General features: G+C 71.3%; 16 protein-coding genes and 1 tRNA gene. 6 read left to right on the forward strand and 11 right to left on the reverse strand.

From position 1 onward, the window contains the following. Positions 1–180 precede the first annotated feature (180 nt). The gene (locus ABT116_RS25260) at positions 181–1,848 is read left to right on the forward strand and encodes an AbeC-like domain-containing protein (RefSeq protein WP_351637864.1); all 1,668 of its coding nucleotides are present in this window, start codon (positions 181–183) and stop codon (positions 1,846–1,848) included. Positions 1,849–2,003: 155 nt separating this feature from the next. Here the strand turns inward: ABT116_RS25260 and ABT116_RS25265 are convergent, their stop codons facing one another. From ABT116_RS25265 to ABT116_RS25280, 4 genes are all read right to left on the reverse strand, one after another. Next, entirely contained in the window at positions 2,004–2,564 is a 561-nt protein-coding gene (locus tag ABT116_RS25265; protein ID WP_351637867.1) for an HIT family protein, read from the reverse strand. Between the two features lie 66 nt (positions 2,565–2,630). Further along, positions 2,631–4,607, reverse strand: coding sequence for a threonine--tRNA ligase (thrS, locus tag ABT116_RS25270; RefSeq protein WP_351637869.1), 1,977 nt, complete (start codon positions 4,605–4,607; stop codon positions 2,631–2,633). A 122-nt stretch (positions 4,608–4,729) separates the two neighbouring features. Further along, on the reverse strand, positions 4,730–5,956 hold the full coding sequence (locus ABT116_RS25275) for a hypothetical protein (RefSeq protein WP_351637872.1): 1,227 nt from the start codon (positions 5,954–5,956) through the stop codon (positions 4,730–4,732). Further along, on the reverse strand, positions 5,953–6,519 hold the full coding sequence (locus ABT116_RS25280) for a DUF4365 domain-containing protein (protein WP_351637874.1): 567 nt from the start codon (positions 6,517–6,519) through the stop codon (positions 5,953–5,955). The genes ABT116_RS25275 and ABT116_RS25280 overlap by 4 nt, the downstream gene beginning before the upstream one ends. Positions 6,520–6,688: 169 nt before the next feature. Between ABT116_RS25280 and ABT116_RS25285 the strand changes: the two genes are divergently transcribed. After that, positions 6,689–7,417 (forward strand): 3'-5' exonuclease, encoded by a 729-nt coding sequence (locus ABT116_RS25285; protein WP_351637898.1) that lies wholly within the window; start codon positions 6,689–6,691, stop codon positions 7,415–7,417. Positions 7,418–7,490: 73 nt separating this feature from the next. Here the strand turns inward: ABT116_RS25285 and ABT116_RS25290 are convergent. Continuing rightward, positions 7,491–7,562, reverse strand: a tRNA-Val gene (locus tag ABT116_RS25290). Between the two features lie 39 nt (positions 7,563–7,601). After that, entirely contained in the window at positions 7,602–8,048 is a 447-nt protein-coding gene (locus tag ABT116_RS25295; protein WP_351637877.1) for an SRPBCC family protein, read from the reverse strand. A gap of 63 nt (positions 8,049–8,111) precedes the next feature. On the opposite strand from ABT116_RS25295, the gene ABT116_RS25300 reads away from it, so the two are divergent. The 4 genes from ABT116_RS25300 (at position 8,112) to ABT116_RS25315 (ending at position 14,080) form a co-directional block, all read left to right on the forward strand. After that, positions 8,112–10,532 (forward strand): SCO7613 C-terminal domain-containing membrane protein, encoded by a 2,421-nt coding sequence (locus ABT116_RS25300; RefSeq protein WP_502983938.1) that lies wholly within the window; start codon positions 8,112–8,114, stop codon positions 10,530–10,532. Positions 10,533–10,634: 102 nt separating this feature from the next. Continuing rightward, positions 10,635–12,281 carry a PucR family transcriptional regulator gene (locus ABT116_RS25305; protein WP_351637882.1) on the forward strand — a complete coding sequence of 549 codons (1,647 nt, stop codon included), beginning with the start codon at positions 10,635–10,637 and terminating at the stop codon, positions 12,279–12,281. A 261-nt stretch (positions 12,282–12,542) separates the two neighbouring features. Next, positions 12,543–13,862 (forward strand): type III PLP-dependent enzyme domain-containing protein, encoded by a 1,320-nt coding sequence (locus ABT116_RS25310; RefSeq protein WP_351637885.1) that lies wholly within the window; start codon positions 12,543–12,545, stop codon positions 13,860–13,862. An 11-nt stretch (positions 13,863–13,873) separates the two neighbouring features. After that, positions 13,874–14,080 carry a hypothetical protein gene (locus ABT116_RS25315; RefSeq protein ID WP_053668272.1) on the forward strand — a complete coding sequence of 69 codons (207 nt, stop codon included), beginning with the start codon at positions 13,874–13,876 and terminating at the stop codon, positions 14,078–14,080. A 52-nt stretch (positions 14,081–14,132) separates the two neighbouring features. Here ABT116_RS25315 and ABT116_RS25320 read toward each other — a convergent pair whose 3' ends face one another. The 5 genes from ABT116_RS25320 to ABT116_RS25340 all read right to left on the reverse strand — a co-directional run bounded on the left by ABT116_RS25320 (position 14,133) and on the right by ABT116_RS25340 (position 20,795). Next, positions 14,133–16,868 (reverse strand): exo-rhamnogalacturonan lyase family protein, encoded by a 2,736-nt coding sequence (locus ABT116_RS25320; protein ID WP_351637887.1) that lies wholly within the window; start codon positions 16,866–16,868, stop codon positions 14,133–14,135. A gap of 115 nt (positions 16,869–16,983) precedes the next feature. Then, positions 16,984–17,613: a hypothetical protein gene (locus ABT116_RS25325; RefSeq protein WP_351637889.1), complete on the reverse strand. Its 630-nt coding sequence runs from the start codon at positions 17,611–17,613 to the stop codon at positions 16,984–16,986. 7 nt (positions 17,614–17,620) lie between these two features. Continuing rightward, complete coding sequence (locus ABT116_RS25330) at positions 17,621–18,508, reverse strand: carbohydrate ABC transporter permease (RefSeq protein ID WP_351637891.1); 888 nt, start codon at positions 18,506–18,508, stop codon at positions 17,621–17,623. Then, positions 18,505–19,506 (reverse strand): carbohydrate ABC transporter permease, encoded by a 1,002-nt coding sequence (locus ABT116_RS25335; RefSeq protein ID WP_351637893.1) that lies wholly within the window; start codon positions 19,504–19,506, stop codon positions 18,505–18,507. Before ABT116_RS25335 ends, ABT116_RS25330 begins: the two co-directional genes overlap by 4 nt. After that, positions 19,506–20,795: an ABC transporter substrate-binding protein gene (locus ABT116_RS25340; protein WP_351637896.1), complete on the reverse strand. Its 1,290-nt coding sequence runs from the start codon at positions 20,793–20,795 to the stop codon at positions 19,506–19,508. Before ABT116_RS25340 ends, ABT116_RS25335 begins: the two co-directional genes overlap by 1 nt. Positions 20,796–21,362: the final 567 nt, after the last annotated feature.

Below are 21,362 nucleotides of genomic sequence, written 5' to 3' on the forward strand. Positions count from 1 at the left end.
GGCACGGATCCGCTCGCCCAGCGCCTCCCGCACCCCGGCCAGCGTCTCGTCCTCGTACAGCGACTCGCTTGACAGGCCGCCCGCCCCCGCACACCGCTGCGGACGGATACGCTGATGACCTGATCAACAGGTGTGCGGAGCGCGGAAGTCGGGAAGGCCGCAGATGCGGATGCGGCAGCGATGGGGGCGGCAGTGACGGACGGATTCGACTTCAGCCCGGGAGCCCAGGTTCCTCTCGCGGGTGCGAGCGGCCAGACGGCGGCGACCTACGCGCTGGCCGCGGCGGCGTACCGGGACGACGAGGTCACCAAGATCCTGGCCGCCGACAACGAGTGGCACCAGTCGAAGGTGACCCCGCCGCGCTCCTGGGCGAAGATCTTCCGCCCCAGGCTCGGCGAGGCCTTCTCGCGCGCGGTGATCGACCGGATGCTGGGTGCCGAGCGCAAGCCGGTCATCCAGTCCTTCGGCATCGAGCCCCAGGTCGTCGTGGAGCACTGCCTGGCGGCCCACCGTATCCGCCGCGACCGCGACAACCGGCTGTCGGCGATCACGGTGATCTGCGGGCTCCTGTTCCTGCCGGGCTTCCTCGTGTGGCTGCTGGTGTTCACCCTGCGCACCACCATGGCCAAGCGCGAGGACAAGCGTGCGGGCGCCCTGGCCACGACGCTGCTGGTCGCCGTGGGCGCACTGGCCGTGCTGTTCCTGCTGCGCATGCCGTTCACGGGATTCTGGGCCCTGTACGGGCGCGCGGCGGTGATCATGCCGGTCGTCGGCTGGTTCTGGGCCAAGCACATCTGCGAGCGGACCGCCCGGGACCTGCGGGAGCGCTGGTCGAGCCTGCTGTCGGGCGGCGGTGTCGGCGCCAAGATCCCCGAGGCCGTCCCCGGCAACCCCGGTGACGCGGCCGAGCAGGTCCGCAAGGAGCTGGCCCGCCTCGCGGCCGAGCAGCGTTCCAACTCGGTCTTCTACGCCGGTCCCAAGGGCATACTCGGCATGGGCACGCGCTGGGGCAGCTGGCAGCTGGCCGAGGAGCTGGTCTCCGCCGAGCCGGGCAAGGAGTTCCACCCGTTCCGCAGCTGGGACGTCATCGTGGCGATCCAGGGCGGCCTCGGCATGCTGGAGCGTACGTCCATCAACACCGGCGGCTTCCCCAAGCCGTCCATCACGCACTGGGTCGTCACGCCGATCGGCGAGAAGGCGACGGAGGTGTCCCGGCCGAGCGGCACGGACGTCGACGCGTACACGGTCCGGACGCACGCCATACAGGACATCTGCAACAAACAGCAGTTCGGCAGCGGCGACCGGCACTACCTGGGCGTGCAGTGGACCTTGTGGGACGGCCACCTGGTGATCACGATGCTGATCACGGTGACCGTGCTGCACGACACGCTGCGCATCGAGGTCACCGGGCACGCCCTGGGGCCGGTGAACTCCCTGTTCAACGAGAAGCCCGCCGCCAAGGAGAAGACGGTCCAGAAGTCGCTCCGGTTCTGGGAGACCCGCACGGTGAAGCTCCCGCTGATCGACGCCGACGAGGTGGTACGGCTGGCCGCGCGCGCCCCGCTGACCTGGTACCCGCCGGTGCTGAAGTGGCTCGGCGGCGGTCTGACGCTGCCGGAGCCGTTCGGCCTGCGGCACGCGTGGGCCGACCAGCCGTGGCGGCACCGGTTCATGGCCGACGACGCGCTGCGGGCGGCCACTCCGGTGCTGCGGGTGGTGCATACGGCGGCGCTGAAGGTGCTGCGGGAGAACGGGGTGGACGTGGAGAAGTTCGGCTCCAGGTCGGCGGCGCTCAGCGGGGCGGTGCAGGAGGCTTCGCCGAAGAAGGCGGATGTGTACGACGCCTAGTTGGTGAGGTGCCCTGCGTTGTGGCTGGGACGCGGGTGGGTGCGCAGCCCGGCGCTGCGGGGTGCCGCCTGCGCCCACCCTCCCCCAAGCTCTCGGCTTCGCTCGAGCAGGGGGGACCCCCATCGCCCCAGCGGCACGCCTGCCCGCAGGCTGAGCTAACTGGTCGGCCAGGCGTCCGCCAGCATCTTTCTCGTGTCGGCCAGGAGCTGCGGCAGCACCCGCGTGTGCCCCACCACCGGCATGAAGTTCGTGTCCCCGCCCCAGCGCGGCACGATGTGCTGGTGCAGGTGTGCGGCGATGCCCGCGCCTGCGACCGTGCCCTGGTTCATGCCGATGTTGAAGCCGTGGGCGCCGGAGGCCGTGCGCAGGGCCGTCATCGCCTGCTTGGTGAGTTCGCCGAGCTCGGCGGTCTCCCCCGCGGTGAGGTCGGTGTAGTCGGCGACGTGCCGATAGGGCACCGTCATCAGGTGGCCGCCGTTGTACGGGTAGAGGTTGAGCACCGCGTAGACCTGCTCGCCGCGCCGGACGACGAGTCCGTCCTCGTCGGACTTGGCCGGGATCGAGCAGAAGGGGCAGCCGTCGCCGGCGCCCGGGCCGGTGGGCTTGTTCTCGCCCTGGATGTAGGCCATCCGATGGGGCGTCCACAGACGCTGGAACGCGTCCTGCGTCCCCACTCCCAGCTGCTGCTCCGGCTCACTCGTCATGCAGTGCAGCATATGGCGTCGAGCTGGGGGGACGGCAAAGGCCCCCGGGATCTCCCCGGGGGCCCGTACGCCGTGTGATCAGACCTGGGCGCGCTCCTCGACGACCTTCTGGATCTTCGCGATGGCCTCGTCGAAGGGGATGCCGTTCTCCTGCGAGCCGTCGCGGTAGCGGAAGGACACGGACTCGTGGGACATGTCCTCGTCGCCCGCGATGACCATGAAGGGCACCTTCTGCTTCTGGGCGTTGCGGATCTTCTTCTGCATGCGGTCGGAGGAGGAGTCGACCTCGACGCGCAGGCCCTTCTTCTTGGCCGCGGCGGCGAACTTCTGGAGGTACTCCACGTGCGCGTCGCCGATCGGGATGCCGACGGCCTGGACCGGGGCCAGCCACGCCGGGAAGGCGCCCGCGTAGTGCTCCAGGAGCACCGCGAAGAAGCGCTCGATGGAGCCGAACAGCGCGCGGTGGATCATGACGGGGCGCTGCTTGGAGCCGTCGGCGGAGGTGTACTCCAGGTCGAAGCGCTCGGGCAGGTTGAAGTCGAGCTGGATCGTCGACATCTGCCAGGTGCGGCCGATGGCGTCCTTGGCCTGGACGGAGATCTTCGGGCCGTAGAAGGCGGCGCCGCCCGGGTCGGGGACGAGGGGCAGGCCCTGCTTCTCGGCGACCTGGCGCAGCGTCTCCGTGGCCTCTTCCCAGGCCTCGTCCGAGCCGACGAACTTCTCCGGGTCCTTGGTGGAGAGCTCCAGGTAGAAGTCGGTCAGGCCGTAGTCGCGCAGGAGGTTCAGCACGAAGGTGAGCGTGGAGTCCAGCTCCTCGGACATCTGCTCACGCGTGCAATAGATGTGCGCGTCGTCCTGGGTGAAGCCGCGGGCCCGGGTCAGGCCGTGCACGACGCCCGACTTCTCGTACCGGTACACGGTCCCGAACTCGAAGAGACGCAGCGGCAGTTCGCGGTAGGAGCGGCCGCGCGCGTCGAAGATCAGGTTGTGCATCGGGCAGTTCATGGGCTTGAGGTAGTAGTCCACGCCCTCGTCGAGCTGCATGGGCGGGTACATGCCGTCGGCGTACCAGTCCAGGTGGCCCGAGGTCTCGAAGAGCTTCCCCTTGGTGGCGTGCGGGGTGTAGACGAACTCGTAGCCCTCTTCCTCGTGGCGGCGGCGCGAGTAGTCCTCCATGACCCGGCGGATGATGCCGCCCTTGGGGTGGAAGACGGCGAGGCCGGAGCCGATCTGCTCGGGGACGGAGAACAGGTCCAGCTCGTTGCCCAGCTTGCGGTGGTCGCGCTTCTCCGCCTCGGCGAGGAACTCCAGGTGCGCCTTCAGCTCGTCCTTGGTGGGCCAGGCGGTGCCGTAGATGCGCTGGAGCATGGGGTTCTTCTCGCTGCCGCGCCAGTAGGCGGCCGCGTTGCGCATCAGCTTGAACGCCGGGATGGCCCGGGTGGACGGCAGGTGGGGGCCTCGGCAGAGGTCCTTCCAGCACAGGTCGCCGGTCTTGGCGTCCAGGTTGTCGTAGATCGTCAGCTCACCGGCGCCGACCTCGACGTCCGCGCCGTCGTCGGACGAGGCGGAGCCCTTGAGGCCGATCAGCTCCAGCTTGTAGGGCTCGCCGGCCAGCTCCTCACGGGCGGCCTCGTCGGTCACCACACGGCGGGAGAAGCGCTGCCCCCGCTTCTGGATCTCCTGCATCTTCTTCTCGATGGCCTTGAGATCCTCGGGCGTGAACGGCTTCTCGACGTCGAAGTCGTAGTAGAAGCCGTCCTTGACGGGCGGGCCGATGCCGAGCTTGGCCTCGGGGTGGAGCTCCTGCACGGCCTGTGCCATGACGTGCGCGGTGGAGTGGCGCAGGATGTTCAGGCCGTCCTCGGAGGAGATCTCGACGCCCTCGACCTCGTCGCCCTCGGACAGGGCGTACGACAGGTCCTTGAGCTCGCCGGCCACGCGCGCGGCGATGATCGAGCGCTCGCCGGCGAAGAGCTCGGCGGCCGTAGTGCCCGTCGTCACCACGCGTTCTTCCCGCTCGGAATCGCGCTGGATGATCACACGGACGTCTGACACCGGTCTCTCCTGACTGAAGGGGGCTGCGGCGCCATACCCGAGCGCGCGCACGAGTAAGGATCGTACCGACCCGGGACCGCCCGACGCGAAATCAGTCCCGGCAGCCCCCTCCGCAGGCCTCGTCAGTCCCCTTCGCAGGCCCCCTCGAAGAAGTCGAGGTTCTCGTGGAGCTCCTTCATCAGGCGGTCCCGCTCGGCGTCGTCGACCTGGACGGGGACCACGCCGTGGGCGCCGGTGAGGCGGCGGAACCCGCCCCGGCTCTCCAGCCGCCCCTGCACCAGGACCGGAAGTCCCACGAGATGGGCGTGCCCGGCGATCCGGTACGCGTCCTCGTCGAGGGTGATCCGGACGTTAGGGACGTCGGCCCCGGCCAGCACGCGCAGCCGTACGGTGCCGTCGCCGCGCGGCCCGGACCGGCGCAGCCGTACCACCGCTCCCGTGATCCGCACCGGCACGGCGGGTTCCTCGCGCAGGTAGCGGGCGCCCGCCTCGCGCAGCACGGCCAGGTCGCCGGGCGAGAACTCGACGGGCTCGGCGGAGGGCGCGCACCCCTCGGGCACGCCCGCCGCCGGGGCCCACTCGACGGCGATGCGGGCCCCCTCCGTGCCCCGGACGAGGGTCACCAGGGCCTCGGTGAGCTCGTGGCTCACCCCTGCCTCGACGGCGGTGTCGAAGCCGTCCATGCCGCCGGTGGCCCGCTGGTAGTCGATGGCCTCCCGGGCGGCGGACAGCGCCTGGTGGAGGCGTACGGCCAGGGGGCGGCCGCCGGAGACCGGCACGAACGCGGTGAGCCGGCCGTCGGTGGCGGAGCCGACGAGGACCTTCTCCAGGGCCGCGGCGGCGGAGCGCCGGTGGCGGGCACCGTGGTAGCCGGCCCGGGCGCGGGTGGCGAGGGCCGCGGCGAGCAGCATCCGGCGGGCGGCGCCGCGCAGCCGGTCCTCGACGGTCCAGGGCGCCGCGCCGGCGGGCCCGGCGGGGACGTCGTGCCACCAGCGGATCTCGTCACTGGGCACGGCGAGGGAGACGAGCACCTCGCGGGCGGACGGTGAGCCGCTCCGGGACAGGGCGAGCAGCGCCTCGCCGAGCAGCTCGTCGCTGTCGGGGAAGGCGCGGCTCTCCGGCACCAGGAGGCTGGTGCCGCTGCCGCCGGGGCCGGGCGGGGTCCAGCGGCCGTAGCGTCCCGGGGCGCCGCCGCGCCGCTGCCATCCGTGCCGGCGCAGCAGGGCGCCCAGCACGGCCGGGTCGATGTCGGCGGGCGCGGGCGGCTCGGGCGGTGAGCCGCTCCAGGTGGTGTCGACGGGGTGCGGCCGGATCTGCCTCAGTGGCTCCTCGGTCGGGCGGTGCGTCACGGTTTCCCTCCCGTCCCGACCCGCGTCATGATCTCGCACAGGGCCCGGTCGTCGAAGATGCGTGAGGTCGGTATCCGCACGGTGGTGCGGCGGCGGCCGGTGATCGGCTGTCCGGCGAGATTGGTCCAGTAGCAGCAGTGCCTCAGGTCCAGCCGGTCGTGGTCGGCGCGCAGCCAGTCGTCCTGGGAGCGCGGCACCAGCATCACCACGAGGATCTTGTGCACCGACACGGGTGTGCGGGCGAGCTTCGCCAGGTGGTCGTTGTCGAGGGTGAAGGCGAAGGTGCGGCCGGGTGGGTTGGGCGGCACCTGGTAGGTGGCCTTGAGCTGCACCTTGATGGTGACCTCGTCGTCGACCGTGTGCCCGGGAGCGCTGTGGCTGACGTGCCAGTCGATGCCGTTGTCGGGAAAGGGCTGGGACAGCGAACAGCCGGCGGCTGCCGCGACGGCGTGCAAATAGCCGACCTGCAGTGTCTCCATGCAGGCGGTGGTGGCGAGAGTGCCGCGAGAGGGAGCCGTGCGCTCGGGCAGCAGCCCGCCCCGTTCGGGCTGCGCAATGGCCATGGCCAACAGCCTTCCAGAACAAGTGATTCCCCGTTGCGGGCCGCTGAACTGCAACAACCCGTACTCCTGTTGTCTCCTTCCGGCGTACGGCGCAAACAGCCCGGGTATCACCGGATCGGGCAGCGGACGGTGCGTCAACTGCCGAAGGTGAACGAGGGGTTGTGTGGCTATGACGACGTGCTGGTACGAGGGGCCGCTGGCCGCCTTCGACACGGAGACGACGGGCGTGGACGTCGAGACCGACCGGATCGTGTCGGCCGCCGTCGTGGTCCAGGATGCGCCGGGCATCCGGCCGCGGGTGAGCCGCTGGCTCGTGAACCCGGGGGTGCCGGTGCCCGCCGAGGCGACGGCGGTGCACGGGCTGACGGAGGAGCACCTGCAGCGCAACGGCCGGTGGCCGGCGCCGGTGATGTACGAGATAGCGCAGGCACTGGCCGAGCAGGCGCACGCGGGGCGCCCGGTCGTGGTGATGAACGCGCCGTTCGATCTGACCCTGCTCGACCGGGAGTTGCGCCGCCACCGCGCCTCGGCGCTCGGCCGCTGGTTCGAGTCCGCGCCGCTGTCCGTGCTCGACCCGCGGGTCCTGGACAAGCACCTGGACCGCTACCGCAAGGGCCGCCGCACTCTGACCGACCTGTGCGCGCACTACGACGTGGCCCTGGAGGGCGCGCACGACGCGGCGGCCGACGCCGTGGCGGCGCTGGAGGTCACCCGGGCGGTGGGCCGCCGGTTCGCGTCGCGGCTGGAGCGTCTCGCCCCGGGTGAGCTGCACACCCTGCAGGCGGTGTGGCACGCGGCGCAGGCGCGGGGCCTGCAGGCGTGGTTCGCGCGCAGCGGTGTGGACGAGACGGTCGACCCGGCGTGGCCGCTGCGTCCGGACCTGCCGGCTGCGGCCTGAGCACGCACCTTGGCGCGGGGCCTCCGAAGGCATGAAAAAACCGGTCCGTCTGCGACGGACCGGCTGTTTCCGGTGGGCGATACTGGGTTCGAACCAGTGACCTCTTCGGTGTGAACGAAGCGCTCTCCCACTGAGCTAATCGCCCGGGAACGCACTGAACCATACAGGCCCCGGCACGCTTCCTTCAAACCGCTCGGAGGTGCCGGAGGAGTCCGCGCCGCCCGGACCGCATCATCAGCGCGTGATTGGCGCGGAAGAGGGGCCGTCCCGGTACGGCCAGACGCCGCAGCAGCGGCTTGTGCACGCTGACGACCTGGTCGTACCGCGCGAGGCTGCCCGCCCGGTGCGGCGTGACCGTCCAGCGTGCCCAGCCCTCGATGTCCCCGGTCAGGGCGGTCTCCAGCACGCCGGCCGCGGGCTCGCGCCGCACCTCCCGCGCCGTGAAGGTCATGTCGTACGGCAGGACGGAGCGGATGCGGATCACCCCGGTGGTGTCGTCGAGCCGGGTCACCTCCTGGACCTGGCGCCACCAGCGCGGGTAGTCCTCCGGGCGTTCCAGCACGCCGTACACGGTGGCGGGCGGTGCGGGCAGGGGCCACAGGCTGCGGAAGCGGTAGTGGTTCCAGTTCATGCCCGCAGTGTGCCCACTTCAGGGGCGGGGTCCGGCTGAGTACGCGCCTGAGTATCCGCACTCATGTCCGTCGCGGTGACGCGGGCCACACTGCGTGCCATGACGCACCTTCCGCCTCCGGCCGAGGAACTGCGGCTCCTCGACGCCGAACTGAGGCAACTGGACGCCCGCCGAGCCCAGTTGCTGACTCGCCGTGCCTGGCTGGTCGCGGCCCTGCAGCAGACGGGGCAGCCGTCGCGGCCCTGGGCGCACCCGCGGACGCCGTCCGCCACGGCGCCCCGCCGCGAGACCGCCGCGCCCAGCGTTCAGAACGTGCTGCTCGTGCTCGGCGGTGTCCTGCTCACGCTCGCGGCGGCGGTGTTCACGCTGGTCAGCTGGGGCCACATGGGGATCGCCGGACGGGCCCTGGTGCTGGGCGCGGTCACGGTGGCCACGCTCGCCGCGCCCGTGGTCCTGCTGAAGCGGGGGTTGCGGTCGACGGCCGAGTCCGTGGCGGGCCTCGGGCTCGCCCTGACCGTCCTGGACGCCTACGCGCTGCACGCCGCGGCCCTTGCCGGGACGGACGGGACCGGTTACGCGGCCGCCGCGACGGCGGTGCTGGCGGCGATCTGGACGGCGTACGGCCTGCTGCCGGCCACATCCGCGCTGCGCCTGCCCCTGCCCTGCGCCCTGGCGGCGGCCCAGTTCCCGCTGCTGCTGGGGGCCCTGGCCGCCGACGCGGGTCCCTACCTGATCACGGCCGCGCTGCTGGTGACGGCCGGGCTCGACACGGTCGCGGTGGTGCGGCTGCCGGCCGGGGCGGTGCGGGTCACCGCCGTCGTGGGTGTGTACGGCATGGGCGGCTGGGGCGTACTGGGTGCCGGCTGGCTGTCCCTGACGGCCGACGGCCCGGTCGGCGCTTCCCGCGCCGGGGCGCTGCTCCTGCTCGCCGCGGCGATCGCCGTGGGTTCGGCCCGGCGAGGGCCGGGCGTCGGGCACGCCCTCGGCCTGGCGATCACGGCCGGGCTGCTCGTCGTGGGAGCGCTCGGTGGGGTGGCGCGTTCCGGACTGCCGTCGCAGTGGGCGGTTCCGGCTCACCTGGTCGTCGGCATCGCCCTGTTGGCGGCGGTCCGGGTCGAACGGCTGCCGGACGCGTTGCGGCAGGGCCTCGCCTGGGCCTCCGGTGCCGTACAGGCGCTGGCCGTGCTGTGGACGCTCCCCGTCGTGGCGGTGGTGCTGCTGGGCCCGGCCGGATGGCTGGGCCGGGTGTGGAGCGGGGCTCCGTCGGATGCCCGTGCGGCGGCGGTCGTCGACGCACCCTGGCCGCCGCACGCGGCCGTTGCTCCGGTGGTGCTGGTGACCGTGGCGGCCGTGCTCCTCCTGGCGATCCGTACGGAGGTGTGGCGTTCACGGGCCCGGCTCGGCGCTCTCGGCCTCCTGTGGGCCACGGCGCTGATCCTTCCGGCGATCCTCGAGATCCCGTATGTGTTCGGCATGCTGGTTCTGGGCGTCATGACGGCGGCCGCACTGTCCGCGTGCCGGATCACTGCGTCGGCCGCGCAGGTCACCGCACTCGTCCTCGCCCTGGTCACGGCCGCCGGTCTCACCCTGGTCTCCCTCGCGTCCCAGTCCGCGACCCTCGTCGTGCTGTCCGTGCTGACGGCGCTGTTCGCCGCGGCCTCGTGGCGCTCGGACGTCTCCCCGTTCACGGCTCCGGCGGCTCTCGTGTACGCCGCCGCGCTGGCTTCGGCGTCGGGTGCCGCAGCGGACTGGCCGGCCGCCCGAACCGCCCTGCTGGTCCTGGCGGTTGCGGCTGCCGCCGCTTGGCTGGCGGCGCGTCTCGGTGTGTCGCGGGCGACGGTGCCCGTCGAGTCCGTGGGAGCCGCCCTCGGTCTGTTCGCCGTGGCACTGGCCGTCACCGACCCGCCGATGCTCGCGCTGGTGCTGGCCCTGTGCGCAGTGATCGCCGCGGGCACGGCCCTGCGTGCCGAGCGCCGTCCCGTCGGCTACGCGGCCACGGCCCTGTTCGTGCTGGCCGCCTGGGTCCGGCTGGCGGCCTGGGACGTCGGCACGCCCGAGGCGTACACCCTCCCGGTGAGCGTCCCGGCGCTGCTGGTCGGAGCGCTGCGCCGGCGCCGCGACCCGCGGGCCTCCTCCTGGACGGCATACGGCCCCGGGCTCGCCGCGACCCTCCTGCCGAGCCTGGCCGTGGCCTGGACCGACCCGCAGTGGACCCGGCCGCTGCTGCTCGGCGGCGCGGCGCTGCTGGTCACCCTGCTGGGCGCCCGGCACCACCTCCGGGCACCGCTGGTGCTCGGAGGCACGGTGCTGGCCCTGGTCACCCTGCACGAACTCGCCCCGTACGTCGTGCAGGTGACGGGGGCCCTCCCCCGCTGGGCGCCTCCCGCCCTGGCCGGCCTCCTGCTGCTCGCCCTCGGGGCGACGTACGAGCAGCGGATCCGGGACGTCCGGCGGGTTCGGGAGGTCCTGGGCAGGATGGACTGAGGGCGCTGAGGCCGTCTCGACTGCGGACAAGTCCCGTGATGTCATACGTTCTCCGATCGGCCGCCGCGACAGCGGCACGCTCGGGCGGGGACAGGGGGCAGCATGACGGACCTGGGGGAATCGCCGGGCCGGGGCACGGGCGCCGGGGACCAGGGGACACTGGAGCGCCTGCTCTCGGTGGTGGGGGTGGGAGCCGTGGAGTTGCACACGGCCCCGGAGGGACTGCGGACGCAGGTCACCGGCGTCCATGTGCTGGACGCCCTGGAACCGGTCATCAGACCGCGGGAGTTACTGCTCGCGGTCGGCGTCGATCCGAGCTCGGCGCATGCCGTCGACGTGGTGCGCCGGGCCGGTGCGGCCGGTGCGGCGGGTGTGGTGTTCGGTCCGGGCCGGCCCGATCCCACCGCGCGGGCGTTGCGGGCGGCGGCGGAGGAAGGCGGTACGGCGGTGCTCTTCCGCACCGCCTGGTGCACCTGGGCACAACTCGTGGGGGTGCTGAGGGCCGGGCTGGCCGCAGCGGGTGCTCCCCCGATGCCCGCCACCAGTGGCGTGCCCCTGGGCGATCTGGACTCACTGGCCGACGCGGTGGCCGCCCTGGTGGGAGGCTCGGTGACGATCGAGGACACGGAGTCGCGGGTGCTGGCGTACTCGTCCACCGAGGAGAACGTGGACGAGATGCGCCGGCTGACCATCCTCGGTCGTCGTGTGCCGCCCTGGCGGGTGGCGGCCATGCGGGAGGCGGGGTTCTTCCAGGCGCTGTGGGGTGCGGGCGATGTGCTGCACCGGCCCGCCCACGGGCAGGATCCGGAGCGTCTGGTGGGCGCCGTGCGGGCGGGCGGGGAGGCGCTCGGGTCCATCTGGGTGGCGGCGGTGGCCGGCCGACCGCTGTCGCCGAACGCCGCGCAGACGCTGCGCGCGGCGGCCCGCACCGCCGCCGCCCACCTGCTCCATCACCGCACCCACAGTTCGGACGGCCGACTGGTGGAGGACGCGGCCCGGGCGCTGCTGGAGGACCGTGGGTCCGTCGAGGTGCTCGCGGAGCGGGCCTCGCTGCCGCCCCGGGAGCCCTGTGCCGTCCTGGCGGTGGGCATCGGGTCCGGCCGCCTCGCGGACGACGGCCCGTCCGGGCTGTACGGATTGCTGGCCCTGCACTGCGCGGCCCTGGGCCACCGCGTCGTGGTGGTCCCGGCGGGCGGCGGGGCCCTGGTGCTGCTGAGCGGGCTGGAACGCGACCCCGAGCGGGCCGACGGCCAGGTGAGGCGGCTCGGGAACGCACTGGCCGATCAGCTGTCGGCGACGATCGGCTCGGCGGTGAAGGTGGGGCTCGGCGACGTGGCCCCCGGCCTGGCAGGGGCGCCCGCATCACGCCGGTCGGCCGAGCGGGCCCTGCAGGCGCTGATCGCGGCCGCCGGGCCGCACACGGTCGCGCGGAGCGAGGACGTCGCGGACACCGTGGGCATCCTCCAGGTCGTCGAGGCCCTGCGCGGGTTGACGCTGCCCCCGCGGACCTCGGTGGCCCGGCTGAGGGAGTTCGACGCCGATCACGGCGGCAGTTGCCTGGTGGAGACCCTGCGCGCCTACCTCGACCACTTCGGCGACGTGTCCGCCGCCTCGCGCGCGCTGGGCGTGCACGCCAACAGTCTGCGCTACCGGTTGCGCAGGATCAGGCAGGTGTCGGGACTGGACCTGGAGAGTCCCGACGCCCGGCTGCTCGCGCAGGTGCAGTTGCGTCTGGGCCGGGAGGGCTGAGGCACAGGCCCCTGAGTGACCGGCGGCGAGGCGCGACCGCGCGTGCCGCCCGCCGTTCGGCCCGGGCCACCAATCGAAGGGCCATCCCTTTGGCGTATCGCACAACGCCCTTGCTCAGCAGTCGAGTTGTTGCGTCCGACCGCCGTCGGTGAGGCCCGCGTCTTTGCCGACTCGACGAAGACGCCGTGCCGGTGCGGAGAGCAGCCTGGTGTTCCACCCGGGGCGGTCCCGGGCGGCGCGTACGACACCGGAAGGCTCACCATGACCGGACTGACCCCCGCCGCCGAGCGGCGGACACGGATCCTCCAGGAAGCGGTGCGGCAGCGACTGCTGGACGCCGGGCGGTCCCAGCTGGCCGCCTTCGTCGACCTCGACGGCGTCGCCGCGACCGTCGCGTCCCTGCACCGCGCCTTCCCCTCCGCGCCGCCTGTGCTGCACGCGTTCGCCGCCAAGGCGAACTGCCTGGTGCCGGTGCTGGCGGAGCTGCGGCGGCTCGGCATGGGCTGCGAGGTGGCCACCGCGGGTGAGCTGGCCCGCGCGCTGGCCGCCGGGTTCGCACCGGAGCGGATCGTCTTCGACTCCCCCGCCAAGACGGAGGCCGAACTGCGGCACGCCCTCGACCTGGGTGTGACCGTCAACGCGGACAACTACCAGGAACTGGCGAGGATCGACCGGGCGCTGGGCGGCCGCGTCCCGGTCTCGCGGATCGGGGTGCGCGTCAACTCCCAGCTCGGTGGCGGCAGCATCGCGGCGATGAGCACGGCGACGAGCACCTCGAAGTTCGGCGTCCCCCTGGCGGACCCGGGAAGCCGGCAGCGGTTGCTGCGCGCTTACCACGACCACCCGTGGCTGACCTGGGTGCACACGCATGCCGGTTCGCAGGGCTGCCCGCTCGACCTCATGGCCGGCGGGGTCGGGCAGGCCGTGGCCTTCGCCGAGGAGGTCAACGCCTCGCTCGGACGGCGCCAGGTCGTCGGCATCGACATCGGCGGCGGACTCCCCGTCAACTTCGCCGACGACGAGACCACGCCGACCTTCGACACGTACGTCCGGCAACTGCGCGCCCAGGCTCCCGCCTTGTTCTCCGGCGGGTACGAGATCGTCACCGAGTTCGGGCGGTCCGTCCTCGCCAAGAACGGGTTCACCGCCGCCTACGTCGAGTACACGAAGAGCATGGGCGGCCGGCCGATCGCGGTCACCCACGCCGGTGTGCAGGTGGCCACCCGGACGGTGTTCAACCCCGACGCCTGGCCCCTGCGGATCGAGGCGTACGACGCGAGCGGCAGGGCCAAGCGGGGCGGACCGGTCCGCCAGGACATCGCGGGACCCGCCTGCTTCGCCGGGGACCTGCTGGCGCGCGACCGCGCTCTGCCCCTCCTGGAGCCCGGTGACCTCATCACCGTCCCGGACACCGGCGCCTACTACTTCTCGACGCCGTTCCACTACAACAGCCTGCCCGAACCCGCCGTGTACGGGGTCAGGACGAGTGGTGAGGGCGGCGGTGTCCGCTTCGAACTCCTGCGTCCCGCGCAGGACCCTTGGGACGTACCCGTGCTCGAGCCCGCTGTCGAAGTTGGGTAGGGAGCACCCAGGTGGCACAGGCCAACCGTCGGCGCACCGGCCGGGACGGGCCGCTCCTCACCCAGCGCGCCGCCATCGTCTTCCTGCTTGCGGCCCTGGTCGGCATCGGTGCCACCGTCCTGTCGGCACTGGCCGGCAACACATGGCCCGTCGCGGTGAGCGTAGGCGGCGGGGTGACGGCACCGGCCGTGCTGTTCTTCCACCAGATCATCGACTAGTCGGGCGGGTTCCAGGAGCGGCGCCCCTGGAACCCGCCCGTGTCCATGCCCCTCACGGCATCTTGTCGCCGAGCAGCGCCAGGTTCTCGATGGCGGCGAGGCCGTACAGCGCGGTGTCGTTCGTGGACACCCAGGTGGCCTCGCTGCCCGGCACCAGCGCGACCGGGCCGCTCAGCTTCTCCGTCTTCCAGGGCGCGGACTCTTTGTAGCCGTCGGAGTTGTAGAACTTCTCCCACGCCCGCTTGGCGAGCTTCTCGTCGCCGGTCTTGACGGCCGCGTAGGCATCGAGGCGCGAGTGGCCCTGGAACAGCAGCAGGCTGCCGAAGTCGGAGCCGTAGCGCGTCTTCTGCTCGGCCTTGGTCGCGTTGAAGTAGCGGCAGTAGTCGAAGTACGCCTCGTTGAACTTCGGCATGTCGACGAGGTCGATGAGTTCGGCGCACAGCTCGTTGAGGCCGAAGACGGCCGACAGGTGGGAGACGCTCACCACGGGCTTGTCCGCGGTCGCGAACCTGCCGGTGTCGAGGTCGTACAGGCCGTTGCCCTGGACGAAGCCGTTGGGCTGGGCGGCGATGGTCTCCATGGTGGACAGCACGCGGGCCTTGGCCTTCTCCCACTTCGGGCCCTTGCGCTCCCACTCCGTCAGCCAGGCCGACACCAGGCCGCTCCAGTCCGTGCCGAAGCCGATCGACAGAGCGTGCCGGTCGGGTGTGTAGGGCTCGGTGCGGATCTTGCGGATGGGGTCGAGGATCAGGAACGTCTCGTCGGAGTCGACGTTGGCGTGCATGAGGTCGCCGACCCGTTCGTCCGCGGTGAGGAAGTAGTAGTAGCGCCGGTAGGTGGTGTTGGCGATGCGCTGCTGCTTGGCGCTGTCGGCGAAGTGCTGCACCCCGTGCCGTGTGCCCAGGCCCGCCCATTTGCCGAGGTGGTAGACGTCGACCTCGCCGGTGTGCCGGGTCATCGCCTCGGCGAAGCGGAAGATGTCGGCTCGGCCGGAGCGCAGGTAGGCGAACCAGAGCCACAGGTCCGGCGACAGCTCGGAGTTGTCCCAGGCGTAGCCGCCGATGTCGTACCGCCACTGGTGCCTGACGGTGTCGTAGGTGTGCATGATGTCGCCGTGGTCCCAGAAGCCGTACCAGCGGCGCTGCTCCACCTGGTCCTTGTAGTAGGTGAAGAGGAAGTCGAGGTGGTCCTCGATCTTCGCCTTGGCCGGGGTGGAGCGGTCGGGCTCGGAGTACAGGCCGGGCCCGAAGACCTTGGCCTTGATGAGCTGCTTGGGCGGGGCGGCCAGCTGCGGCAGCACGCGGACGGCCTCGACCTGCTCGGCGAACCGGTCGGGGCTCGGGGTCGAGTCGTTGGCCCAGAAGAGCAGTTCGGAGGTGCGGGCGATGCCGTACGGGGTACCGAACTCCGGCTCGTAGTCCTCGTAGGTGATGTTGAGGCCTTCGAGCTGCTCGGGGTAGGTGTCCTGGCCCATGCCGTCGTGGTAGAAGCGCATGTCCATGGGCTGCGCCTCGGGCGACCAGAGCCAGAGGGTCACCTCGGCCTCGTCGGTGTGGGCCTCGCGGATGTCGAGCTGGGCGGGGAACTTCTCCCAGAAGTCGCGCAGTCCGAAGGAGAACCCGCCGCTCGCCCCGCCCACGTAGCCGAAGCCGGACGCGCGCCGGCCCCCGCCCGCGGCGACCCAGCCGTGCCCCTTCTTGGTGCGCTTGCGCAGCGTGAAGCCGTCGGCGGACAGCTGGGAGAGGGTGTAGTCGCCCCACTCGGGGATGTACTGCAGCCGGGTCGTCACCCGCTGGTCCCAGGTGGCGGGGTCGGGCAGCTTCCTGCCTTCGAACTGGGCCGCCTGCACGGCCGCGCCCGGGTCCCGGCGCAGCCCGGTGATGCCCTTGACGGCTTCGCGCAGCAGGCCGGTGCCGTCGCCGCCGATGCGGATGTGGCGGTCGTACGACTCGTCCCGCATGGGCACGGTGAAGCGGACGCCCAGGCCGCGGATGAAGTCACCGCTGGCCTTGCCCGGCTCCTGCGTGCCGTCGTAGGTGATGGTGTGCACCATGCGGAAGGAGTCGGCGCCCGCGTAGAAGTAGAGCCTGATCGAGAACGGCAGCCAGCTGCGGCCGCCCTTGCGGTGCTTGCCGTCGATGCGGACGACCGCGCGGACCGGGCCCGCCTGCTCGACCTCGACCTTGGAGATCGCGCCGTCGAAGCGTTCGGTCCTGACCGCGCCCTGGTCCTCGTCCTCGATCTCGGGCTGGCGGATCAGCACGAGCCGGCCGTTCTTCGCGATCTCCGTCGAGCCGCGGGTGACGGACTTGACGAGGGTGGAGCCGGACTTGCCGATCCTGGCGGTGATGACGCCGGTGGAGATGTCGATGGTGCCGCCGCGCTTCTCGACGGTGACCTTCTTCTCGGGTGCGGCGGGCGTCCCGGCGGCGAGGGTGAGCTTGCCGTCGCCCGAGGCGACCGCGTGCGCGGTCCACTTCAGGGAGCCGTCGGGCCAGTAGGCGATCGGCCAGGACTGCACGGGTACGGCCTTGCCGCCGGCGTCCGTCAGCGCGAAGGTCTGGTCCTTCTGGTAGGCGCCCTTGGGCCAGGGCACACCGAGGGTGGAGCCGGGAGCGGCGCCGAGGCCGCCGTCCTCCAGCCAGTCCAGGGTCACCGGGTCCGCGTCGGCGGGTTCGGCTCCGGGCGCGGCCTGGGCGTCCTGGGCTCCCAGCGCCCAGCTGAGCTGGGCGGCTGCTCCGGTGACGGCGGCTGCCTTGAGGAGGGACCTGCGGGGGATGGGAGACATGGCGATGATGCCTTTCCTTGTCCGTGCGGGAAGCGAATCCGTGCGCTGGTCAGGGGCATGACAGAAAGAGGTGCGGTGCCGGGGGCGCCGACCTGGATAAGGGAGGCGCCGCCGTTCAGCGGCGCCGGTACCGCTCCTCCACGGCGACGGCCGCCGCCGCGACGGCACCGAGGACGGGGAGCGCCAGCGGCGCGGCGAACCAGGCGGACACGACCACCACGGCCAGCCCGCCGACGATCAGGAAGGACCCGGCCGGATCGAGCACCGTGCGCCGCCCGGCCCCGGCCAGCAGTGTCCGCCAGCGGGCTCCCGGCGCCCAGACCGCCGCCGCACGCAGGCCGGCCACGACGAGCCCGAGCAACGCGACGACTCCGACGGCCCCGACGAGCGGCCCGCCGGGGATCCCCGCCCGGGCCGCCTGCACATCCACCCAGACCGCCGCCACCGCCACCCACCCGGCAAGCCCGGCGAGCCACCCGCCGCGCAGGGCCGTGCGGAAGTCGGCGACGAACTCCCGCCAGCCACCGCCCTCGTGAGCGGTACGGCGCCGCAGATGCCGCGCCCCGGCGGCGAACGCGGCGGGGTAGGTGACCACTCCCAGAGAGGCCACCGCGATCCACACACCGGTCAGCAGGCACTCGGCGAACACCGCGAAACTTCCCCAGGCTCTCGACTCCGCTCGAGCAGGGGAGGCCCCATTGGCGAACACCGACTCCCGCCGTGCCTTCACCCGTGTCCCGGCCATGCCCGCCTCAGCCCTTCAGGCCCGACGTGGCCATGCCGTCGATGAGATACCGCTGGAAGGCGAGGAAGAAGGCGAGCACCGGCAGCAGCGCGACCAGCGACATGGCGATCATGCCGCCGTAGTTGGCCAGCCCTTCCTGGTCGACGAACATCTTCAGGCCGAGCGAGACCGTGTACTTGTCGGGCTCGTTGAGGTAGATCAGCGGGCCCATGAAGTCGTTCCAGGAGTTGATGAACGTGAAGATCGCACTGGTGATGAGGGCCGGCCTGCTCAGCGGAAGCACGATCGACCAGTAGATCCGGAAGTGCCCGCAGCCGTCGAGCCGGGCCGCCTCGTCCAGCTCCTTGGGCATGTTGCGCATGAACTGCACCATCAGGAAGACGAAGAACGCCTCGGTGGCCAGGTACTTCCCGAGCAGCAGCGGCGTGTAGGTGTTGATCAGCTCCATGTTGCGGAACAGCACGTACTGCGGGATCAGCAGCACGTGGTACGGCAGCAGGAGCGTGCCGATCATCAGCGTGAACAGCAGGTTGCGGCCAGCGAACCGGATCCTCGCGAAGGCGTACGCCGTGAGCGAGCAGGACACGAGGATTCCGATCACGGAACCCACCGCGAGGAAGAGCGAGTTGAAGAAGAACGTGGAGATCGAGATGTCGGCGATGCCGTCGGCGAGGCTCGTGTAGTTGGCGATGACCGGGTCGCCCGGGAAGAGGTCCAGGCTGCCGACGATGTCCTCGCTCTTCTTGAAGGACCCGCCGACGACCCAGATCACCGGATAGAGGATCACCGCGAGGATCAGCAGGGAGCCGACGTGCCAGGCGAGGGAGCCGGGCAGCTTGTGCCGAAGCGCTCCGCCACCGGTGGCGGGCTTGATGTCGGTGGCCTGCGCGCTCATCGGGCGCCCTCCTCGTAGTGCACCCAGCGCTTCTGGGACCAGAACAGCACCGCCGTCACCAGGGCGACCGCGATCAGCAGGAGCCAGGCCATCGCGGAGGCCAGACCCATGCGGCTGTTCTCGAAGCCCTGGACGTAGAGGTAGCAGGTATAGACCATCGATCCGTCGGCCGGGCCGCAGGCGTTGCCTCCGGCGCCGCCGCCGACGATGTACGCCGAGCTGAAGATCTGGAACGAGTGGATCGTCTCCAGCAGCACGTTGAAGAAGAGGACCGGAGAGATCATCGGCAGCGTGATGTTCCAGAACCGCCGCAGCTTGCCCGCCCCGTCCACCTCGGCCGCCTCGTACAGCTCGCGCGGGACCTGCTTGAGACCGGCCAGGAAGATGACCATGGGGGCGCCGAACTGCCAGACGGTGAGCGCCACCAGGCTGTAGATGATCATGTCCGGGTCGCCGGTCCAACCGCCGACGTCGATGCCGAAGATCTTCTGCGTACGGTCGACGATGGCGTCGTCCGAGAAGATCGCCTTCCACACGATCGCGATGGAGACGCTCGCGCCGATGAGCGACGGCGCGTAGAAGGCGGCCCGGTAGAAGGCCTGCCCGCGCCGGCTCTGGGCGAGCAGCAGGGCCACGCCGAGGGCGGCGATCAGCTTGAGCGGTGTGCCGACGGCGACGTACCAGAGCGTCACCTGCACCGAGTGGCGCCAGCGCGGATCGCCGAACATCTCGGAGAAGTTGTCGAAGCCGATCCACTGGGGGGCGTCGAAGAGGTTGTAGTCGGTGAAGGCGTAGTAGAGCGAGGCGATCATCGGGCCCGCGGTGAGCAGCAGGAACCCGGCGATCCACGGGGACATGAAGAGATAGCCGGCCAGGTTCTCCCGGCGCCGCCGCCGCTTGAGGGCGGCGGGGCGCTCGGGCTTCACCGGACCGTGCCGCGGCTCGGAGTCCTGGGACAGGCCCTCCATCGCAGGGGCGTGTGTCACGGTGGTTCCCATCAGGTGCCGAGAGCCGTCTTCGACTCGGTGAAGAACTGCTTGACGGCCTCGTCCACCGAGCGCTTGCCCAGGCCGAGTTCCTCGCCGATGCGCAGGAAGGCGGCCTCGCAGACGTCCGCGCCGTTCGGGTGCGGGGTGATGGGCTCCAGGACGCCCGCCTTGACGAGGGACTCCTCGTAGGCGGCGATCGCCTTGTTGACCTCGTCGGCCGGCTGGTACGCGTCGTACTGCGCCTGCGTCGCGGGCACGCCACGGTCGTAGCCCATGATCTTGGCGACCTCGGGGTCGTGCACCATGAAGTCGATGAACTGGGCGACTTCCTTGGGGTGCTGGGTGCGCTTGGAGGCGCTCAGCATGAGGGAGCCGAGGTACTGGCCGGTCTTCTTGCCGTCCGTGGTCGGGATGGGGGCCAGGCCGTACTCGCTCTTGCCCTCGGAGGTGTAGCGGACGGTGAAGTTGTCCCAGGTGAACTCGCCGCCCGCGAGCTCGCCGGCGACCGCCGACTTGGGCTTGATCTGGGCGACCTTCTTCTGGTTGGCGTAGCTGCCGTCCTCGACGCCTTCCTTGGCCTTCGTCCACCAGTCCGTCAGATCCGCCTCGGTGAAGCCGAGCGCGTCCTCGGTGAAGAACGCCTTGCCGTTCTGGCGCAGGTACAGGTCGTAGAGGTACATGACGTTGTACGGGCCGGTGTCTCCGGCACGCCCCGTCTTCTCGCGGATCTTCTTCATCGCCGCGTGGTAGTCGTCCCAGGTCCAGCCCTGCTCCGGCTTCACCCCGGCCCGGGTGTAGACGGGCTTGTCGATGACCAGCGCCATGGAGTTCGAACCGACCGGCACGCCGAGGAGCTTGCCGTCGATCTCCCCGAACTTCTCGAGGCCCGCGCGGAATCCGTCCATCCGGAGGTTGCCGGCCTTGGCCTGCTCGCTGAGATCGAGCAGCACGTTCTTCGCGTCGTATTTCCGGAGGAAGCCGATCGCATTCTGGAACACGTCCGGCGGATTCCCGCCGGAGGCCTGGGTGTTGAACTTCTTCCAGAAGTCGAGATAAGGCTGGAAGTCCGTTTTCACCTTGATCTTCGGGTACTTCTTCTCGAAGAGCGCGATCGTCTTGTTGATTCTCTCGGCGCGGTCCTCCGCACCCCACCACGCGTAACGGATCGTCACCGTCCCGTCCGCGGAGGTCCCTCCGTCACCACCGCAGCCGGTCGTCGCGGCCAGCCCCAGCGTGGCTGCCGTGGCTCCGACCGCCTTCAGGATGGTACGTCTCTCAACATTCCTGCCGTTCACCACGGTTGGACCTCCCCGCACGTCGTCCCGCTCGCATGAATCGTTTCAAGTAAGCGCTTGCTGGCACAAGGTACGGAGGGGCTGAGAGTGCGTCAATGATTCGGACAAGAATTTCTTACCGATGCTGTGGGTGACGCGGCGGGCCGTGGAGGTGGGGCCGCGGACCGGGCCGGGCGACATCGCTGGTGACGACGACGTGGCCGAGGCGCCGAACGCAGAGGGGCGAGCCGGGCCGCTTCCGGGCGCGACCGAAAAGCGACGCCGGGCCGGCGGACGGAGGGCGCGGGAGCGGGGGCTCTTTCCGGCCAGGCCCCTGTTGAGCCGTTGCGGGTGCGGTGCCTACGTGGGTGACGGCGACGGAGGGGCTACACCTCGGGCTCGGGAAAGCAGAGGGGCTGAGGCCGAGGGCGCGGGCGGACGCACGCCCGGGACGCGGCCGCACGAGGAGGCGACGGGCGCGACGCCGAAGCGGCGTCGTGGCTGCTCGCCGCCGGCACGACGGACTCACTGTCCGGCCAGTACCGTGGCTTCGCGGTCGAGGCCCGCAAGTCCCGAAACGGCCTGCTGCTG

It is taken from the genome of Streptomyces sp. NPDC002130 (genome assembly GCF_040296465.1).
Classification (GTDB): Bacteria; Actinomycetota; Actinomycetes; order Streptomycetales; family Streptomycetaceae; genus Streptomyces.

Excerpts from the sequence above, each read along its gene's own strand:
- ABT116_RS25260 (WP_351637864.1), top strand. The coding sequence starts at position 181 with ATGGGGGCGGCAGTGACGGACGGATTCGACTTCAGCCCGGGAGCCCAG.
- ABT116_RS25265 (WP_351637867.1), bottom strand. The coding sequence starts at position 2,564 with ATGCTGCACTGCATGACGAGTGAGCCGGAGCAGCAGCTGGGAGTGGGG.
- ABT116_RS25280 (WP_351637874.1), bottom strand. The coding sequence starts at position 6,519 with ATGGCCATTGCGCAGCCCGAACGGGGCGGGCTGCTGCCCGAGCGCACG.
- ABT116_RS25285 (WP_351637898.1), top strand. The coding sequence starts at position 6,689 with ATGACGACGTGCTGGTACGAGGGGCCGCTGGCCGCCTTCGACACGGAG.
- ABT116_RS25295 (WP_351637877.1), bottom strand. The coding sequence starts at position 8,048 with ATGAACTGGAACCACTACCGCTTCCGCAGCCTGTGGCCCCTGCCCGCA.
- ABT116_RS25300 (WP_502983938.1), top strand. The coding sequence starts at position 8,112 with ATGTCCGTCGCGGTGACGCGGGCCACACTGCGTGCCATGACGCACCTT.
- ABT116_RS25305 (WP_351637882.1), top strand. The coding sequence starts at position 10,635 with ATGACGGACCTGGGGGAATCGCCGGGCCGGGGCACGGGCGCCGGGGAC.
- ABT116_RS25310 (WP_351637885.1), top strand. The coding sequence starts at position 12,543 with ATGACCGGACTGACCCCCGCCGCCGAGCGGCGGACACGGATCCTCCAG.
- ABT116_RS25320 (WP_351637887.1), bottom strand. The coding sequence starts at position 16,868 with ATGTCTCCCATCCCCCGCAGGTCCCTCCTCAAGGCAGCCGCCGTCACC.
- ABT116_RS25325 (WP_351637889.1), bottom strand. The coding sequence starts at position 17,613 with ATGGCCGGGACACGGGTGAAGGCACGGCGGGAGTCGGTGTTCGCCAAT.
- ABT116_RS25330 (WP_351637891.1), bottom strand. The coding sequence starts at position 18,508 with ATGAGCGCGCAGGCCACCGACATCAAGCCCGCCACCGGTGGCGGAGCG.
- ABT116_RS25335 (WP_351637893.1), bottom strand. The coding sequence starts at position 19,506 with ATGGGAACCACCGTGACACACGCCCCTGCGATGGAGGGCCTGTCCCAG.